At 39.1% G+C, this 17,609-nt stretch carries 20 protein-coding genes; 19 read left to right on the plus strand and 1 reads right to left on the minus strand.

Features of this window, described 5'->3' with window-relative positions:
- The first annotated feature begins 25 nt into the window (after positions 1-25).
- Positions 26-1,162 (plus strand): 30S ribosomal protein S1, encoded by a 1,137-nt coding sequence (rpsA, locus tag BSO02S_RS00825; protein ID WP_066060936.1) that lies wholly within the window; start codon positions 26-28, stop codon positions 1,160-1,162.
- 11 nt (positions 1,163-1,173) lie between these two features.
- A complete protein-coding gene (gene fni / locus BSO02S_RS00830; protein ID WP_066060939.1) occupies positions 1,174-2,232 on the plus strand; it encodes a type 2 isopentenyl-diphosphate Delta-isomerase in 1,059 nt (352 codons plus the stop codon).
- A 46-nt stretch (positions 2,233-2,278) separates the two neighbouring features.
- On the opposite strand, the gene BSO02S_RS26005 is transcribed toward fni, so the two are convergent.
- Positions 2,279-2,419 carry a YpzI family protein gene (locus BSO02S_RS26005; RefSeq protein WP_007084885.1) on the minus strand — a complete coding sequence of 47 codons (141 nt, stop codon included), beginning with the start codon at positions 2,417-2,419 and terminating at the stop codon, positions 2,279-2,281.
- A gap of 107 nt (positions 2,420-2,526) precedes the next feature.
- On the opposite strand from BSO02S_RS26005, the gene BSO02S_RS00835 reads away from it, so the two are divergent.
- The 17 genes from BSO02S_RS00835 (at position 2,527) to hisC (ending at position 17,581) form a co-directional block, all read left to right on the plus strand.
- Complete coding sequence (locus tag BSO02S_RS00835; RefSeq protein WP_066060942.1) at positions 2,527-3,135, plus strand: YphA family membrane protein; 609 nt, start codon at positions 2,527-2,529, stop codon at positions 3,133-3,135.
- A gap of 157 nt (positions 3,136-3,292) precedes the next feature.
- Positions 3,293-4,603 carry a ribosome biogenesis GTPase Der gene (der, locus tag BSO02S_RS00840; protein ID WP_066060945.1) on the plus strand — a complete coding sequence of 437 codons (1,311 nt, stop codon included), beginning with the start codon at positions 3,293-3,295 and terminating at the stop codon, positions 4,601-4,603.
- 21 nt (positions 4,604-4,624) lie between these two features.
- Positions 4,625-5,680 (plus strand): NAD(P)H-dependent glycerol-3-phosphate dehydrogenase, encoded by a 1,056-nt coding sequence (locus BSO02S_RS00845; RefSeq protein WP_066060947.1) that lies wholly within the window; start codon positions 4,625-4,627, stop codon positions 5,678-5,680.
- Between the two features lie 195 nt (positions 5,681-5,875).
- On the plus strand, positions 5,876-6,061 hold the full coding sequence (locus BSO02S_RS00850; protein WP_066060950.1) for a DUF2768 domain-containing protein: 186 nt from the start codon (positions 5,876-5,878) through the stop codon (positions 6,059-6,061).
- Positions 6,062-6,094: 33 nt separating this feature from the next.
- The gene (locus BSO02S_RS00855; protein WP_066060953.1) at positions 6,095-6,805 is read left to right on the plus strand and encodes a YphF family lipoprotein; all 711 of its coding nucleotides are present in this window, start codon (positions 6,095-6,097) and stop codon (positions 6,803-6,805) included.
- 269 nt (positions 6,806-7,074) lie between these two features.
- Positions 7,075-8,553, plus strand: a complete 1,479-nt coding sequence (gene spoIVA, locus BSO02S_RS00860) for a stage IV sporulation protein A (RefSeq protein ID WP_066060956.1) — start codon at positions 7,075-7,077, stop codon at positions 8,551-8,553.
- A 361-nt stretch (positions 8,554-8,914) separates the two neighbouring features.
- Complete coding sequence (gene hbs, locus BSO02S_RS00865) at positions 8,915-9,187, plus strand: non-specific DNA-binding protein Hbs (protein WP_066060959.1); 273 nt, start codon at positions 8,915-8,917, stop codon at positions 9,185-9,187.
- A 188-nt stretch (positions 9,188-9,375) separates the two neighbouring features.
- Complete coding sequence (gene folE, locus BSO02S_RS00870) at positions 9,376-9,942, plus strand: GTP cyclohydrolase I FolE (protein ID WP_066060962.1); 567 nt, start codon at positions 9,376-9,378, stop codon at positions 9,940-9,942.
- A 32-nt stretch (positions 9,943-9,974) separates the two neighbouring features.
- Positions 9,975-10,211: a trp RNA-binding attenuation protein MtrB gene (gene mtrB, locus BSO02S_RS00875; protein ID WP_066060965.1), complete on the plus strand. Its 237-nt coding sequence runs from the start codon at positions 9,975-9,977 to the stop codon at positions 10,209-10,211.
- A 218-nt stretch (positions 10,212-10,429) separates the two neighbouring features.
- A complete protein-coding gene (locus BSO02S_RS00880) occupies positions 10,430-11,251 on the plus strand; it encodes a heptaprenyl diphosphate synthase component 1 (RefSeq protein ID WP_235846826.1) in 822 nt (273 codons plus the stop codon).
- A gap of 5 nt (positions 11,252-11,256) precedes the next feature.
- On the plus strand, positions 11,257-11,961 hold the full coding sequence (locus BSO02S_RS00885) for a demethylmenaquinone methyltransferase (RefSeq protein ID WP_066060970.1): 705 nt from the start codon (positions 11,257-11,259) through the stop codon (positions 11,959-11,961).
- Between the two features lie 39 nt (positions 11,962-12,000).
- The gene (hepT, locus tag BSO02S_RS00890; protein ID WP_066060973.1) at positions 12,001-12,963 is read left to right on the plus strand and encodes a heptaprenyl diphosphate synthase component II; all 963 of its coding nucleotides are present in this window, start codon (positions 12,001-12,003) and stop codon (positions 12,961-12,963) included.
- Between the two features lie 243 nt (positions 12,964-13,206).
- Positions 13,207-13,653: a nucleoside-diphosphate kinase gene (gene ndk / locus BSO02S_RS00895; RefSeq protein WP_066060974.1), complete on the plus strand. Its 447-nt coding sequence runs from the start codon at positions 13,207-13,209 to the stop codon at positions 13,651-13,653.
- Positions 13,654-13,819: 166 nt separating this feature from the next.
- Positions 13,820-14,992 carry a chorismate synthase gene (aroC, locus tag BSO02S_RS00900; RefSeq protein ID WP_066061160.1) on the plus strand — a complete coding sequence of 391 codons (1,173 nt, stop codon included), beginning with the start codon at positions 13,820-13,822 and terminating at the stop codon, positions 14,990-14,992.
- Positions 14,992-16,062: a 3-dehydroquinate synthase gene (gene aroB, locus BSO02S_RS00905; protein ID WP_066060977.1), complete on the plus strand. Its 1,071-nt coding sequence runs from the start codon at positions 14,992-14,994 to the stop codon at positions 16,060-16,062. The genes aroC and aroB overlap by 1 nt, the downstream gene beginning before the upstream one ends.
- A 17-nt stretch (positions 16,063-16,079) precedes the next feature.
- Positions 16,080-16,448 (plus strand): chorismate mutase, encoded by a 369-nt coding sequence (aroH, locus tag BSO02S_RS00910; RefSeq protein WP_066060978.1) that lies wholly within the window; start codon positions 16,080-16,082, stop codon positions 16,446-16,448.
- 44 nt (positions 16,449-16,492) lie between these two features.
- Positions 16,493-17,581 (plus strand): histidinol-phosphate transaminase, encoded by a 1,089-nt coding sequence (gene hisC, locus BSO02S_RS00915; protein ID WP_066060981.1) that lies wholly within the window; start codon positions 16,493-16,495, stop codon positions 17,579-17,581.
- Positions 17,582-17,609 lie beyond the last annotated feature (28 nt).

Consider the following 17,609-nt stretch of genomic DNA (forward strand, 5'->3'; position numbering starts at 1 on the left):
GTAAATGGATTAAGGAGGAATACATATGTCGGAAGAATTAAATCAAGTTGAAGTGAAGAGCTTTGAGATTGGAGACAAGGTTACTGGGATTGTTACTAAAGTAGAAGAAAAACAGGTGCTTGTGGATATTCAAGGCAGTAAAATTGATGGGATTATACCAATTAGTGAACTTTCAAGCTTGCATATTGAAAAAGCATCCGATGTAGCAGCTGTTGGTGACGAACTAGAACTAGAAGTTTTAAAAGTGGAAGAAGAAGCGTTTATTCTTTCAAAAAGAAGAGTCGATGCTGAAAAGGCATGGGATAGCTTAGAGCAGCAATTCCAAAGTGGAGAAGTGTTTGAAACAGAGGTAAAAGACGTCGTAAAAGGCGGACTTGTCGTTGATCTTGGAGTTCGCGGATTTGTACCAGCCTCCCTTGTCGAAGCACATTTCGTAGAAGATTTCAGCGATTACAAAGGTCGGATGGTTACATTTAAGATTGTGGAACTGGATAAAGAAAAGAACCGTCTAATCCTTTCGCATCGAGCAGTAGTGGAGGAAGAAAAAGGTAAACAAAAGCAAAATCGTCTTGGTGCATTACAAGTGGGTCAAATTATTGATGGTAAAGTTCAAAGAATTACTGATTTTGGAGCATTTGTGGATATTGGCGGAATTGATGGTCTTGTTCATATCTCCCAATTATCTTATGAACATGTGGAAAAACCAACGGATGTTGTGCAGGAAGGCCAACAGGTGCAGGTTAAAGTATTAAGTGTTGATCGTGATAATGAAAGGATTTCTTTGTCAATAAAAGAAACGCTGCCTGGACCATGGTCAAATATTTCCGAAAAAGCACCTAAAGGAAGTATCTTAGAAGGTACAGTTAAAAGATTGGTCTCTTACGGTGCTTTCGTGGAAGTTTTCCCTGGAGTAGAAGGTCTTGTTCATATTTCTCAAATTGCGCATAAGCATATTGGTACTCCACATGAAGTGCTAAAAGAAGGACAAGAAGTGAAGGTGAAAGTTCTTGATGCAAATGAGGCCGATCAACGGCTTTCATTAAGTATTAAAGAACTCCTTGAAAAAGAGGATGAAAACTTTGATTATGAGCTTCCAGAAGAGTCAAAAGGCTTCCAGCTTGGTGAAGTCATTGGAGATAAATTAAAGAATCTAAGAAAATAATGGTGATGTAAGTGTCTAGATCTGAACGGAAATGGGACCACATTCGCTATGCCCTTGAAAAAGAGCCAGTACAATCTTCAGCTTTCGATGATATAAAATTTATTCACCAAAGCATACCAAATATAAGTGTGCTTGATGTTCGATTAGACCACAAAATTGGCGGACTTTATTTAAGTTCGCCAATTTTTATCAATGCCATGACCGGCGGCGGCGGTGAAAAAACGTATCTAATCAACAAGGAACTGGCAAGGGTGGCTAAAAATACTGGGTTAGCTATGGCGGTTGGGTCACAAATGTCTGCATTAAAGGATAAAACAGAAAGATATACATATGAAATTGTCCGAAAAGAAAATCCTTCTGGGGTTATCATAGCCAATTTAGGCAGCGAGGCAACGTCTGAGGATGCGAAAGCGGCCATTAAGATGATTGATGCCAATGCCTTGCAAATACATTTAAATGTTATTCAGGAACTAACGATGCCGGAGGGAGACCGGGATTTTTCCGGTACCTTAAAAAGGATTGAGACAATAGTCAATGGGGTGGACGTACCCATTATTGTTAAAGAGGTCGGGTTCGGGATGTGCAGGGAAATGGTTGAATCACTAATATCAGTTGGAGTAGCAGCAGTTGATGTTGGCGGCTCAGGGGGAACCAATTTTGCAAAAATAGAAAATAGACGCAGGGAAAATACATTCTCATTTTTTAATGATTGGGGCATTCCTGCGCCGATCTCTATTCTTGAAGCTGCATCCATCTCTGATAAGGTTTTCGTTATCGGCTCAGGTGGCTTTTTGACAGGTCATGACATCGCCAAGGGGTTAGCGATTGGCGCCAATGCCATTGGCATGGCCGGTTATTTCCTGCGAATTCTTATTGAAAAGGGGATAGAAGCCTTACAGAAGGATATTGAGACTCTTCATTTGGAATTAACAATGATTATGACTGCTTTAGGAGCCAAAACCATTTCAGAGTTAAGAAGGGCCCCATTGATCATTTCTGGTGATACATACCATTGGCTAAACCAAAGGGGTATCGACTCAAAAAAGTATAGTCAGCGAACAATAAAATAAAGGCTCTCGCAAATTTGCGAGAGCCTTTTGCTGTACATTTCAGTAATTATCTTTTTCCATCGTTCAATCCGCGTGCTTCTTCAGGACTTGATAGCTTGGTCGCACCGGGATAGTGTAATGCTTGATCCCGGTCAGACTCCACTCGCCTGCTCGCTTTTAATTTCTTTTCTTGCCGATCTTTGCCCATTCATCCACACCTCCTCTTAATAAGATGATTCACAGTGTAAATTTTATTCAAGGAAGTATGAAAGTACATAGAGATTACCAATAATGAGAATAATAGGAGGTGAGTGTATGGAAGGAGCAATGTTTTATTGGATATGCTGGTCATTTTGGGTCCTTTTAACATTTTTTTTAGATAAACAACACCCATACAGATTGAAATTATCGGCCATCGTTCTCATTTTATTACTACTATCGAATATCCATTTCATGGTAGGCAGTTTTGAAATATATGCTAGCGGATTATTTTTATTAGTTATATCTCATTTATTCTTCAGCCAAGAAAAACGAGGAGCCATCATTTATATTTTTATTTGTTCATCGATTGTTTCGATTGCCTATGCAACCTTCCGTTTGTTTGAAATTTTTGATCCTATTTGGATTGTTTTTAAAAAAGAATGGATGATGGGAATTTGCTTTGGTTATTTAGCAATACTTTTACAAAAAAATTTAAAAGGAAGATTAATTATCATGGTTAGTGGGACCATGCAGGGGGAGTTTTTATACGCCTATTTCTTAAGCAAATATCAATTTCCCTACTCGATTGGGGCATATGATTACTTGGATGTTTGCTCTTTAACGGGTGCCTTGCTTGTGGGCTGGAGCTGTTTAGAAAATGCCGGTTCAATCGCACAAAATCACTTTCATCTTTTTGAAAAAGGGAAACAAAAATCATCGTGAAATAGCTTTCCATTGCAGGAAAGGGTTAACATTGATAAAATAATAAAGTTAGGCCCTTCTAAATGACAGAAGGGTTTCTTTACTTAATAAGAACTCGAGATAATTATGCTAACTAAAATATCTATTTTAAATATATAGTAGAAAGGATGAGGGTCTAATGGTTAAACCTGTTATTGCCATAGTAGGACGCCCGAACGTCGGAAAATCCACTATTTTTAATCGGATTGTCGGTGAACGAGTTTCGATAGTTGAGGATATTCCGGGGGTAACAAGAGATCGTATTTATAGTTCAGGAGAATGGTTAACACATGACTTCAATATCATCGATACAGGGGGTATCGATATTGGTGATGCACCGTTTTTAGAACAAATTAGACAACAGGCAGAAGTGGCGATTGATGAAGCGGATGTGATTATCTTCTTAACAAATGGGCGAGAAGGGGTAACTGCTGCGGATGAAGAAGTGGCGAAAATTTTATATAGGTCTAAGAAACCGATTGTTTTAGGAGTTAATAAAATTGATAATCCCGAGATGCGTGATCAAATTTATGACTTCTATTCACTTGGCTTCGGAGAGCCCATCCCTATTTCAGGGTCACATGGACTTGGTCTAGGTGATTTATTAGACGAGGCTGCAAAACACTTTCCAAAAACTAAACCTATTGAATATGCTGATGACGTGAACAAATTTTCCTTAATTGGACGTCCAAATGTAGGGAAGTCCTCTTTAGTAAATGCCATATTAGGCGAGGATCGAGTCATCGTCAGCGATATTGCCGGTACCACTCGTGATGCCGTCGATTCTCCATATACGTATAATGGGCAAAAATATGTCATAATTGATACAGCAGGTATTAGAAAAAAAGGGAAGGTTTATGAAAGTACGGAAAAATATAGCGTTCTCCGTGCATTAAGGGCAATTGAACGTTCGGATGTCGTTCTTGTTGTCATCAATGCCGAGGAAGGAATCATCGAACAGGACAAGAAGATAGCTGGCTATGCCCATGAAGCAGGAAGGGCCGTTGTTATTGTTGTGAATAAATGGGATGCAGTAGATAAAGATGAAAAGACGATGAAAGAGCTTGAACAGAAAATTAGGGAACATTTCTTATTTCTAAGCTATGCTCCAATTGTGTTTTTATCAGCAAAAACGAAAAAACGGATTCATACTCTTCTGCCAATGATCAATACTGCAAGTGAAAATCACTCAATGCGGGTTGAAACAAGCGTCCTGAATGATATTATCATGGACGCAATAGCCATGAATCCGACACCATCAGACAATGGGAAGCGCTTGAAAATTTATTATGCAACACAAGTAGCGGTTAAACCGCCGACTTTTGTTGTGTTCGTCAATGAACCCGAATTAATGCATTTCTCCTATGAGCGCTTTTTAGAGAATAGAATTAGAGAAGCTTTTGGATTCGAGGGAACTCCTATTAAGATTTATGCAAGAGAAAGAAAATAAAGATAAGGTAGGTGTGATGTAATGCAGGAAAACAAAACAGCAGTAGCCGTTGTTGGTGCAGGCAGCTGGGGAACAGCGCTTGCGTTGGTGCTAGCAGATAATCAGCATGAAGTCCGTCTATGGAGCCATAATGAAGATCAGGTGAAGGAGATCAATAATTTTCACACAAATAAAAAATATTTGCCAGAAATCGTCCTGCCTGAATTAATTGTTGGGTTTGCGTCTTTAAGTGATGCCTTAACGGGTGTTGAAACGGTTATTTTGGCTGTTCCAACGAAGGCGATCCGAGAGGTAATCGGAAAAATCCGTGCTGTTCAAACTGGGCCGATAACGATTACACATGTTAGTAAAGGAATCGAGCCCGATTCCTTGCTGCGGATTACAGAAATGATTAGAGAAGAAATGCCTAAAGAGCTATTAAAGGATGTTGTCGTCCTTTCAGGTCCTAGTCATGCAGAAGAGGTAAGTCTTCGCCACCCAACAACGGTAACGGTTACTTCTGAAAATATGGAGGCAGCAGAAAAAATCCAGGATTTATTTATCAACCACAATTTTCGGGTTTATACGATTTCAGATGTCATCGGTGTTGAAATTGGCGGTGCGTTAAAGAATATCATTGCATTAGCGGCAGGAATTACAGACGGGCTTGGTTATGGTGATAATGCGAAAGCAGCACTAATGACACGAGGCTTGGCGGAAATAGCGCGTTTAGGGGCGAAAATGGGGGCAAATCCATTAACCTTTTCCGGCTTAACAGGAATTGGTGATTTAATTGTTACTTGTACAAGCGTTCACTCAAGGAACTGGAGAGCTGGAAATTTGTTAGGTAAAGGGAATACACTTAATGAGGTTTTGGATAATATGGGAATGGTTGTAGAAGGCGTAAGGACCACAAAGGCGGCTTATCAGTTAGCCAAAAAGTATGATGTCAACATGCCAATTACCTTTGCCCTTTATGATGTCTTATTTAATGGTAAGAATGCTAAAGACGCAGTAGATGTTTTAATGGCCCGTGGAAGGACCCATGAAATGGAAGACCTGGTAAATATCTTAGATGAAAGAAATCTTGAAGACTAAAATATATAGAAAATAGGCGTTCGATGAGACCCTTTATGTCTGAATTGCATACAATGCAACGAAGCAACCTGGTAGTATGACGCTTTGTGTGGGTTATTTAGTCTTACAGGCTGAAGTAAAGAATTCGCCCCTCTTTACTTCAGTTTTTTTTGTATCCTATGTTATAATAATATGTTGAGTAAGGGGGGATTATGTTTGTCACCAGGAATGTTGAAAATGTGGATATCGGTTGCCGGTATGGCTCTTATGTTTCTTGCCATTATAACTATTTATTTAAGCAGATATAAATTAAAAGGTGTGCTTCGGATCATAACAGCAATTATTGCGTATATATTTTTGATTGTTGCCGCATTGACTCTGCTCCTTGTTTTCCTTGGGTAATTGGAATAATTACATAGATAAAAAGGTGATTTAATGAAACGTAAAATATTGAGCTGTTTTCTTGGTATCATTGTGCTGCTTTTATCGGGATGTATGTATCCGAATGAAGAACTTACAAAGAATCAAATCCCTTATAAAGATCAAATACAGGCAGTTCAAACTGCTGTGAATGACTTTAGGAAGGATAATGGCGGGATTCTTCCGATTAAAACAAAGGAAGCGGAAACCCCAATTTATCAAAAATATCCGATTGAATTTAAAAAAATCACTCCGAGATATATCGCTGAGCCTCCAGGAAACGCTTTTGAAAGCGGGGGGATTTTTCAGTACGTGCTAGTCGATGTTGAAACAAATCCAACAGTTAAATTATTTGATTTGAGGATGACAGAGGCAATCCGCGATATAAAATTAAGAATTAAAACAAAAGGTTATCCGCCATATAAGAAGCAAATCGCCGCTAATGTTTTTTCACTTGATTTTAAACAGTTGGGCTATGATGCCCCGCCATTTGTTGTCAGTCCATATACAAATCAAAATCTGTCTTTTGTTATTACAGGGAGCGCCGAAGTTTATGTGGATTACCGTCCTGATCTTTATCAGGTGCTGAAGAAGGCGGGCACAAAACTGAAACCGGGTGAGGATATCCGTTCCATTTTGGTAAAGGATTCCGCGTTTGTTCCCGCCTATTCTTTGCCGTACACCTTAGATTCAAAAACGAAAGAACCTGTATTTTTAGAAGAATAGTCATAACCCTTTTCCTATGAAATATATTGTAGGAGAAGGGTTTTTTTTTGCTTGTTTATATTCGTAATCATATATATAGAAACCCTCCATTATATCAAATGTTCAGACACTTCAGATACCAGTAAACCTAGTGAATTTTTAATAAGGGGGTAAAAAATATTAAAAAAGTGTCATAACAATATAGGACAACGTCATAAACATATACTGTCCAAAAAATATCTAAATGGATGATAATATCCCACTTTACTCTATGATCAGGAGGGGATCACTTGGAAAAGGTTGATATTTTTAAAGATATTGCCGAAAGAACAGGCGGTGATATTTACTTAGGAGTAGTTGGAGCAGTTCGGACTGGAAAATCAACATTCATCAAAAAATTTATGGAGCTTGTTGTCTTACCGAATATAAACAGTGAAGCTGAGAGGTCACGGGCGATTGATGAGCTGCCCCAAAGTGCAGCAGGAAAAACCATCATGACGACTGAACCGAAATTCGTGCCCAATCAAGCAGCCACCGTTCATGTTGCAGAGGGGTTGAATGTCAATATCAGACTAGTTGATTGTGTAGGGTATACCGTTCCCGGCGCAAAAGGCTATGAGGATGAAAATGGGCCAAGAATGATTACTACACCCTGGTATGAAGAGCCAATCCCATTTCATGAAGCAGCAGAAATTGGCACAAGAAAAGTCATCCAAGAACATTCCACTATCGGAGTAGTAGTTACAACGGATGGAACCATCGGTGAAATACCAAGGAGTAACTATATTGAGGCAGAGGAAAGAGTAATCAATGAACTTAAAGAGGTTGGCAAACCTTTTATCATGGTTGTAAACAGTGCGCAGCCATATCATCCCAGCACGGAAACACTACGGTCGAGTTTGGCTGAAAAGTATGATATCCCTGTTATTGCAATGAGTGTGGAAAGCATGCGTGATAGTGATGTTCTCAATGTCCTTCGTGAGGCACTTTACGAGTTCCCGGTTCTAGAAGTCAATGTGAATCTGCCAAGCTGGGTAATGGTTCTTAGAGAAAACCACTGGCTTCGTGAAAGCTATCAAGATGCCGTTAAGGAAACCGTAAAAGATATCAGGAGATTAAGAGATGTAGACCGGGTCGTCCAGCAATTTAGTGACTTTGAATTTATCGAAAGGGCTGGTTTAGCCGGAATTGAAATGGGTTCAGGAGTTGCTGAAATTGATTTATTTGCACCAGATGAATTATATGATGATATTTTAAAAGAAATCGTTGGAATAGAAATTAGAGGAAAAGATCATCTTCTTGAATTAATGCAGGATTTTGCCCATGCAAAAGCAGAATATGATCACATTTCCGACGCATTAAAAATGGTAAAACAAACTGGATATGGTATCGCCTCGCCAACTCTTTCTGATATGAGTCTTGAAGAGCCGGAAATCATCCGCCAAGGCGCACGGTTTGGTGTCAGATTGCGAGCGGTTGCACCGTCAATCCACATGATTAAAGTAGATGTGGAATCGGAATTCGCCCCAATCATTGGCACGGAAAAGCAGAGTGAAGAGCTAGTCCGCTACCTGATGCAGGACTTTGAGGATGATCCTTTATCCATTTGGAATTCGGATATCTTTGGACGCAGTTTAAGTTCCATCGTACGTGAAGGGATCCAAGCAAAGCTTTCCTTAATGCCGGAGAATGCAAGATATAAATTAAAAGAAACGTTAGAGAGAATCATAAACGAAGGATCAGGCGGCTTGATTGCTATTATCCTTTAGAATGCTGGACTCCCAACCGGGGTCTTTTTTTTCTTTTTCTTGGAAGGTTGCTCCTGAAAAGGTCAAATATAGTAGAATTTTGTTGGACAAAAGAAAAGATTACCATAATTTCATGAATTCTTCTTGATATGCTGAATTGATTATGATAATCTTTTAACAGAATTACGTTATGCGCTTAAAACCTTTATTCATAAGGCTTTTGCCTGAAAAAATAGATTTATTTCACTAAAGTAGTTAAATTGTATTACTTTGGTAATAAAACCGCGCTATGACGTATAGAAATTAGAAAAATTGTTTAGAAATGTAGATAAGTAATCTTATTTACGAATCTTGATAATTTCTTTGGGAGGAGGTGAATGGCATGAACAAGACAGAACTAATTAATGCAGTTGCTGAAGCTAGCGAACTTTCTAAAAAGGATGCTACAAAAGCAGTTGATGCTGTTTTCGATGCGATTTTAGATGCTTTGAAAAATGGTGATAAAGTACAACTTATCGGTTTTGGAAACTTTGAAGTTCGCGAACGTGCAGCACGTAAAGGTCGTAACCCGCAAACCGGCGAGGAAATCGAAATCGGTGCAAGCAAAGTTCCAGCTTTTAAACCAGGTAAAGCGCTTAAAGACGCAGTAAAATAATTACATAATTTTATTGCTTTAAGCAATTGCTAAGGCAAAAGGTCATGGTAAACTCCATGACCTTTTTTCTTTGGAAAAGGGATAGTTTTGGAGGAACCTACTTTGTTTTTTTTGCTTGCATCGAAAAGATTATGCTAATATGTATTTGTCATCTATACTTGTTAGATATGCGCTAGGAGGAATTTAGTATGTCAGAAGTGAATCGTGCCCAAATTGAAGAGGCGGTACGTTTAATATTAGAAGCAATTGGTGAGGACCCGAACCGGGAAGGTTTACTTGATACACCGAAGCGTGTAGCAAAAATGTATGAGGAAGTTTTTAGCGGTTTAAATGAGGATCCGAAGCAGCATTTTGAAACTATTTTTAGTGAAGATCACGAAGAGTTAGTGCTTGTTAAAGATATCCCGTTTTACTCCATGTGTGAACACCATCTAGTCCCTTTCTTTGGAAAAGCGCATGTGGCCTATATCCCGCAAAATGGGCGTGTTACGGGGTTAAGTAAATTAGCGAGAGCTGTAGAAGCAGTTGCAAAACGACCTCAGCTCCAAGAACGGATTACGTCTACGATTGCCGACAGTATCATGGAAAAATTGGATCCACATGGTGTAATGGTGGTTGTCGAAGCTGAACATATGTGTATGACTATGCGTGGAGTAAAGAAGCCTGGCTCAAAAACAATTACCACTGCTGTTCGTGGTGTTCTTGCTGATGATGCAATCGCCCGTTCGGAAGTGATTTCTTTAATAAAATTTTAGTCAAATTTATCTAAAATTAATGGGGGGATTACATGGAAAAGTATCATTCGCCAAAAAGTGAATATGTGGTTATAAAGGCAATAGATGATGGTGTCAGTGTGATCGGCTTAACTAGAGGTACTGATACAAAATTTCATCATTCAGAAAAGCTTGATAAAGGGGAAGTGCTTATTGCTCAATTTACTGAGCATACGTCCGCCATTAAGATAAGGGGAAATGCAACAATCCTCACTCATCTTGGTGAAATAGACAGCGAAATGAAAAAATAGGTACAGTGCGGCGACGCATTTTGTTCCAAAGCTCATTCTATTTCAAAACAGCGTAAATGATTATTTTGTGAATTCCTGCTCAATTAGATACCTTTTATGATATAATGATGTCTGCCTGTTTTAAAAAATGGATCACAATTTTCTTTTCCTAACAGGTGAGACTTTTACGTTGTAAATGATATTTGATTACATAAAGACATTACTTCGGGGAAAAAAGGGTGATTAGATTGCTAGACATTCGACAAAAATTCACAAATATTAGAGAGCATGTTGAAAAAAGTGTTTGTGACTCATACTTGCTCAAATATATTGAAACTCCGGTCATTGACGAAGATAAGCTCCTTATTCTTATCTCAATAATGGACCGGCTCGAATTGTCTTTCAACGAAATGCAGAATTACGCCTTGTCAACCATGCTAATTCAAATCGCCCTTGATACCCACGAACATATTTCTGATTCATCTGAGGACGAAAAAAATCGTCAATTAACGGTTTTAGCTGGCGATTATTTTAGCGGCCTGTATTATAAGCTTCTTGCAGAATCGGAAGATATACTGATGATCAAAGCACTTTCACAAGGAATTAAAGAAGTGAACGAAAATAAAATACTTGTTTATCAAAAGGAATTCGAAGGTATTGAAAAGCTTATGACAAGTATTAAGCATATTGAAAGCTCCCTGCTATTAATGTTTGCTGACTATTTTAAGGTCGATTTATGGAAGGACTTTCTCGCTAATCTGCTATTGTTCAAACGTTTGTTTAAAGAAAAAAGCCAATATATTCAAGCGGAAAGTTCAGTCCTATTCGATGCCTTGAAAAAAATTACTTTTCCAATCCATAACAATAATTTGGATGAATTATCAATAGAACAGCAAAACGAGTTATTAATGATTTGTGACCATTATCTTGACCATTCAAAACTAGCTGTCGAAAAAGGGCTTAAGCAGCTTCCTTTTGTAAATGATTTACTAAAGAGAAGGATTACATCGATTTTAGGTCAATACAAACCATATGTAAAAACTTTTGTGGAAGAAGGGTAATAAACATGCAGCAATCGAAAGAAGAGCGGGTTCATCATGTGTTTGAAAAGATTTCCGAAAACTACGATAAGATGAACTCTGTTATCAGTTTTCAACAACACATCAAATGGCGGAAAGATACCATGAAAAGAATGAATGTCCAGCCTGGTTCGAAAGCTCTCGATGTTTGTTGCGGAACAGCCGACTGGACGGTGGCCCTTGCTGATGCGGTTGGTCCGACTGGTGAAGTTACTGGATTAGATTTTAGCCAAAATATGCTCAATGTGGGTATTGAAAAGGTTAAAGACCTTGGACTGAAACAGGTGAAGTTAATTCATGGTAATGCCATGCAGCTCCCATTTCCAGATAATAGTTTTGATTATGCGACGATTGGTTTTGGCTTAAGAAATGTTCCTGATTACCTGCAAGTTTTAAAGGAAATGCACCGCGTAGTAAAGCCAGGCGGTATTGCAGTCTGCCTTGAGACATCACAACCTACCTTAATTGGTTATAAACAGCTTTATTATTTTTATTTTCGCTTTGTAATGCCGCTGTTTGGAAAATTGCTAGCAAAAAGCTATCGGGAATATGCATGGCTCCATGAGTCAGCACGTGATTTTCCTGGAATGAGAGAGTTAGCTAGAATGTTCGAACAGGCTGGTTTCAAAGAAGTGAAATACAAGCCATATAGTGGCGGTGCAGCCGCTGTTCATATTGGCAATAAGAAATAAACTTGAACGAAGACAGGATGAAAAGCAGGGTGAATACAAATGAAATTAAAAATGATGTATTCATTTTTGAATTCGGATATTAATTTGATAGAAAAAGTGCTGGAAGAAACCATCGAGGCAGAGTCACTTCAGCTTAAAGAAGCTTCTATGCATACATTACAAGCCGGAGGGAAACGAATTCGTCCTATTTTTGTTTTGCTTTCAGGGAAGTTTGGTCATTACGATATTCAGGTGATGAAAAACGTTGCCGTCGCCCTTGAACTCATTCATATGGCATCGCTTGTTCATGATGATGTGATTGATGATGCTGACTTGCGCAGAGGTCAGCCGACGGTCAAATCAAAATGGGATAACCGGATTGCCATGTATACGGGTGATTTTGTATTTGCCCTTGCCCTTGAATTAATGACCAACATTGAAAAACCGGATGCTCATAAAATTTTAGCTAATACGATGGTTGAGGTCACTGTAGGAGAGATTCAGCAAATTAAAGACAAATACCGCTTTAATCAAAATCTTCGTGACTATCTTCGTAGAATCAAGAGGAAAACAGCCCTGCTAATTGCTACAAGCTGTCAATTGGGTGCCATAGCTGCTGATGTGGAAGAGGATATCCATAAGAAACTGTTTCGTTTTGGTTATTATGTCGGAATGTCGTATCAAATTATCGATGATATTTTGGATTTCACCTCTACCGAGAAGGCACTAGGAAAACCGGCAGGAAGTGATCTTTTACAAGGGAATGTTACTGCCCCAGCCCTTTATGCAATGAAAAATGATGAAATACGAAGTGAAATTGAAAAGGTTCATGAGCATTTAGCCCCTATAGAAATTGCAAAAATCATTACGCTAATAAAACAATCAGGTGCAATTGAAAAATCAATCACACTTAGTGACCGTTATTTGGATAAGGCTTTAGCTGTCTTAGAAGAGCTTCCAGTAAATAAAGCCCAAAAAACACTCCGAGACATTGCCAAATATATTGGCAGACGAAAATTCTAACTATGCCTAGCTACAGCGCCCAGCAACTAGTGTACTACGCTCTTTTCCCTACGATAAGTCAAGCACGGATGCGCTACGCTCTCCGTGTTTCCTTTATCTCAGTCCAAAGCGGACCAGTCCATACGTTGCTAAACAGGGCGCTTCCGTTATTCTGTCTTGCTTAATTTTCAAAACAATGATAATATTTTCCATGGATTGTTCTTTTATAACAATCAATATACATAATCAATAGGAGTGAAATTCATGGAAAAAACATTTTTAATGGTAAAGCCTGACGGCGTACAGCGCAATTTAATAGGAGAAATCGTTGCGCGATTTGAGAAAAAAGGCTTCCAACTTGTTGGTGCAAAATTAATGAGCATCCCAAATGAACTTGCCGAAGAACACTATGGCGAGCACAAGGAACGACCATTCTTTGGTGAATTAGTCGGTTTCATTACATCCAGCCCCGTTTTTGCAATGGTATGGCAGGGTGAAAATGTCATCGCAACAGCACGTCAAATGATGGGTTCAACTAATCCTAAGGATGCAGCACCAGGGACAATCCGCGGTGATTTTGGACTTACAGTTGGTAAAAATGTTATCCATGGCTCTGATTCGCCAGCGAGCGCAGAGCGCGAAATTGGCTTATTCTTTAAAGAAACTGAATTAGTTGAGTATTCTAAGCCAGTGAACGAATGGATTTACTAAACTAACAATAGAGGCACTCGTATAATAAATATACGGGTGCCTTTTTGTATACGATTACATAAATTTTATCGTCGTTTTCTGAATAGTTCTACTATGTTTATTTTGCTGTATATGTTATATTGATACAAAATTCTTTAATGAGTTGAAGGGGGAAAGAACAATGGGAATGAGATATTTAACAGCAGGAGAATCCCATGGTCCACAATTAACCACAATTTTAGAAGGCCTTCCCGCAGGTATGCCGCTGCTTTCTGAAGACATAAATGGAGAATTATCTAGACGGCAGAAAGGATATGGCCGCGGGAGAAGAATGCAAATTGAGAAAGATACAGCAGAAATTGTTTCAGGCGTTCGACATGGGCAAACACTTGGCTCGCCTATTGCCTTGGTGGTAAAAAACAATGACTGGAAGCATTGGACCAATATTATGGGTATTGAAGCCTTAGAAGAAGGTCAAGAGGATGAAATTAAGCGGAAGGTAACGCGTGCAAGGCCCGGTCATGCTGATTTAAACGGAGCCATTAAATATGGGCATAGGGATATGAGAAATGTTCTTGAACGGTCTTCAGCACGTGAGACAACCGTTAGAGTTGCAGCTGGAGCCGTTGCAAAAAAACTCCTAGCCCTAGTAGGTGTTGAACTAGTTTCACATGTGGTTGAAATTGGCGGAATTAAAGCCAATGTAGACTCCTCCCTATCGGTAGAAGATTTAAAGGAGCGGACAGAAAATTCGCCAGTCCGTACGGCAGACCCAAATGTGGAGCAGGAAATGATGACAGCTATTGATGAAGCCAAGAAAAATGGTGATTCCATTGGCGGGGTTGTTGAGGTTATTGCTACGGGGATGCCAGCAGGGGTTGGAAGCTACGTCCATTACGATCGTAAATTGGATGGGAAATTAGCAGCTGCCATTATGAGTATTAATGCATTTAAGGGTGTTGAAATTGGAATAGGCTTTGAAGCTGCTAGAAAGCCGGGAAGTGAAGTGCATGATGAAATTGCCTGGGACAAAGAGGCAGGCTACTACCGTAAGACAAACCGGCTTGGGGGTTTTGAAGGCGGAATGTCTACAGGGATGCCGATTGTTATCAGAGGTGTAATGAAACCAATTCCCACACTCTATAAACCATTAATGAGCGTCGATATTGAAACGAAAGAGCCATTTGCTGCTAGTGTGGAACGATCAGATAGCTGTGCAGTACCCGCGGCCGCTGTTGTCGCTGAAAATGTTGTTGCGTGGGAGCTTGCGAATGCGCTCATTGAACAATTTTATAGCGATCGGTTTGATGCCTTTGCCGATGAAATAAGAAGGCAAAGGGAATATGCGAGGGAATTTTAATGGAAACAATTGATATCCATACAGAGTCAAAAAAATATCCTGTCTTTGTTGGTGAAGGTGTAAGAAAAGAAATTAATGCTTTTTTAACTAATCATTTATCTAATCTAACAAGAATTTTAATTATTACGGATGAAACCGTTGCTAAGCTTCATCTTGAAAAATTATTGTCTGTCCTATCCTCATGGGATCCTATTGTGTTTACCGCGCCAAGCGGAGAAAAAGCGAAAACATTTGAGGTTTATTATGATGCTTTATCAACAGCACTTGAAAATCGACTTGATCGGAAATCCGTCATTCTTTCATTTGGCGGAGGTGCAATCGGTGATTTATCTGGTTTCGTTGCTGCTTCCTTTATGAGAGGAATATCATTCATTCAAGTACCAACCACCATTTTAGCTCATGATAGTGCCGTTGGTGGAAAGGTAGCGATAAATCATCCGCTTGGAAAAAATATGATTGGAGCCTTCCATCAACCAGAGGCTGTATTTTACGATTTAGAATTTCTCAAAACTCTGCCTGCACATGAAATTCGTTCGGGGTTTTCTGAGGTTATTAAGCATGCACTTATTGATGATTCCAACTTTTATGAATGGCTGCAAACCAATGTTCACGACCTTAATTCCTTAAAAATGGAACTGTTATCTGCTTCTTTAATAAAAGGTATTAAGATTAAAGGGGAAATTGTTGGTCAGGACGAAAAGGAAACAGGAATTCGGGCCTATTTGAATTTGGGTCACACATTAGGGCATGCCATTGAATCGGAAATGGGATATGGAAACTTTACCCATGGGGAAGCGGTTATGATTGGCATGATTTACGCACTAAAACTAAGCAAGGAATTGCTAGGACTTTCTTTGGATTTAACCGAATTCATTTATTGGATAAGGAGGCTTGGGTACGAAACAAAGATACCCGAACATCTATCTTTCGAAAACTTGCTAAACAAAATGAAACAAGATAAAAAGTCCGTGGGTGATTCAATTCGCTTTGTCCTTTTAGAACAATTGGGACAACCAAAGCTTCAAGAAATATCCGATAAAGTGTTATTAGAAGAACTAAAAAGTTTTTAAAACAAGGGGGACTTTTCATGATTAGAGGGGTTAGGGGAGCTACAACTGTCAGCGGTAATACAGAAGTAGCCATTATTTCAGCTACGGAAGAGCTTTTTGCAAAATTAATTAAAGTGAATCATATTCAACCTAATTCCGTTGCATCTGTATTTATTTCCACCACTGAAGATATTACTGCTGCATTCCCGGCAAAGGCAATGCGTAAATTTGAAGGATGGACATATGTTCCCGTTATGTGTATGCAGGAAATGCCTGTACCAAATTCTTTGAAGATGTGCGTCAGAATCATGATGCATGTGAATACAGATATCCTACAGAAAGATATTAATCATGTATATTTAAAAGGAGCAACTGTGCTTAGACCAGACCTTGGCAGTTTAGTGTAATATCTATTGAAATTAACAAATCTGCACGAATGGAGTGGGTAAAAATGAGATGGAAAGAGCAGTTGTTAACACTGACTCCCTATCAACCGGGAAAATCAATTGAGGCAGTCAAAAAACTATTTAATTTGGATCGGATCGTAAAGCTTGCGTCTAATGAAAATCCTTTTGGATGCTCAGAACACGCGCTTTCCGCTCTACAAACGAATCAAACTTCCTTAGCCATTTATCCCGATGGTTATGCCACTCAATTAAGAGAGACACTTGCGGCATTTTTACAGGTTGACTTGGATGAACTATTATTGGGGAATGGATCAGATAATCTTATTCAAATTATTTCAAGGGCGCTCCTGCATCCGAATGCCAGCACGATTATGGCAACACCAACATTTTCGCAATACAAACACAATGCTGTCATCGAAGGGGCAGTCATTAGGGAAATCCCGCTTATAAATGGTGACCATGATTTAGACACAATGCTGAAGGCTATTGATGAGACGACGAATGTCATTTGGGTCTGCAGCCCAAATAACCCAACAGGTACATATATACAAGAAAATAAATTAATTTCATTCCTAGACAAGGTACCACCGCATGTCCTTGTTGTCCTAGATGAAGCTTACTATGAATATGTAGTGGCTGAAGATTATTATGATTCCATTACGTTGACAAGGAAGTACGAAAATTTAATTGTGTTAAGAACTTTTTCGAAAATTTATGGCTTGGCAGCTTTAAGAGTAGGGTATGGTGTTGCCAATCGAGTAATCATAAAAGCACTTGAACCTGTTCGGGAACCGTTTAATGTGAATTCGTTAGGACAGTTAGCGGCAAGTGCGGCAATCAAGGACCAGGAATTTGTCGAAGTTTGTAAAGAAAAAAACAGGCAGGGACTTGCTCAGTTTTATCAATTTTGTGAGCAGTATCAGCTAGAGTTTTATCCTTCACAGACCAATTTTATTTTAATTGATTTTAAAGTTGATGGGGATGAGATTTTTCAATATTTGCAAGAGCGGGGATATATTGTTCGCTCCGGAAAAGCTCTTGGTTTCCCAACAGCTGTACGTATTACCGTAGGCTCTTCTGAACAAAATGAAGGTGTCCTAAAAGCATTAGGAGAATTTCTAGCTGAAAAGTAGTCAGAGCAGTGCTTTGGAATTTAGGGGG

It is taken from the genome of Neobacillus soli NBRC 102451 (genome assembly GCF_001591665.1).
GTDB classification, from domain to species: domain Bacteria; phylum Bacillota; class Bacilli; order Bacillales; family Cytobacillaceae; genus Neobacillus; species Neobacillus soli.

What these genes read in the sequence shown, in the direction of transcription:
- rpsA (WP_066060936.1), top strand. Translation starts at nt 26, where the DNA reads ATGTCGGAAGAATTAAATCAAGTTGAAGTGAAGAGCTTTGAGATTGGA.
- BSO02S_RS26005 (WP_007084885.1), bottom strand. Translation starts at nt 2,419, where the DNA reads ATGGGCAAAGATCGGCAAGAAAAGAAATTAAAAGCGAGCAGGCGAGTG.
- BSO02S_RS00835 (WP_066060942.1), top strand. Translation starts at nt 2,527, where the DNA reads ATGGAAGGAGCAATGTTTTATTGGATATGCTGGTCATTTTGGGTCCTT.
- der (WP_066060945.1), top strand. Translation starts at nt 3,293, where the DNA reads ATGGTTAAACCTGTTATTGCCATAGTAGGACGCCCGAACGTCGGAAAA.
- BSO02S_RS00845 (WP_066060947.1), top strand. Translation starts at nt 4,625, where the DNA reads ATGCAGGAAAACAAAACAGCAGTAGCCGTTGTTGGTGCAGGCAGCTGG.
- BSO02S_RS00855 (WP_066060953.1), top strand. Translation starts at nt 6,095, where the DNA reads ATGAAACGTAAAATATTGAGCTGTTTTCTTGGTATCATTGTGCTGCTT.
- hbs (WP_066060959.1), top strand. Translation starts at nt 8,915, where the DNA reads ATGAACAAGACAGAACTAATTAATGCAGTTGCTGAAGCTAGCGAACTT.
- folE (WP_066060962.1), top strand. Translation starts at nt 9,376, where the DNA reads ATGTCAGAAGTGAATCGTGCCCAAATTGAAGAGGCGGTACGTTTAATA.
- mtrB (WP_066060965.1), top strand. Translation starts at nt 9,975, where the DNA reads ATGGAAAAGTATCATTCGCCAAAAAGTGAATATGTGGTTATAAAGGCA.
- BSO02S_RS00885 (WP_066060970.1), top strand. Translation starts at nt 11,257, where the DNA reads ATGCAGCAATCGAAAGAAGAGCGGGTTCATCATGTGTTTGAAAAGATT.
- hepT (WP_066060973.1), top strand. Translation starts at nt 12,001, where the DNA reads ATGAAATTAAAAATGATGTATTCATTTTTGAATTCGGATATTAATTTG.
- ndk (WP_066060974.1), top strand. Translation starts at nt 13,207, where the DNA reads ATGGAAAAAACATTTTTAATGGTAAAGCCTGACGGCGTACAGCGCAAT.
- aroC (WP_066061160.1), top strand. Translation starts at nt 13,820, where the DNA reads ATGAGATATTTAACAGCAGGAGAATCCCATGGTCCACAATTAACCACA.
- aroB (WP_066060977.1), top strand. Translation starts at nt 14,992, where the DNA reads ATGGAAACAATTGATATCCATACAGAGTCAAAAAAATATCCTGTCTTT.
- aroH (WP_066060978.1), top strand. Translation starts at nt 16,080, where the DNA reads ATGATTAGAGGGGTTAGGGGAGCTACAACTGTCAGCGGTAATACAGAA.
- hisC (WP_066060981.1), top strand. Translation starts at nt 16,493, where the DNA reads ATGAGATGGAAAGAGCAGTTGTTAACACTGACTCCCTATCAACCGGGA.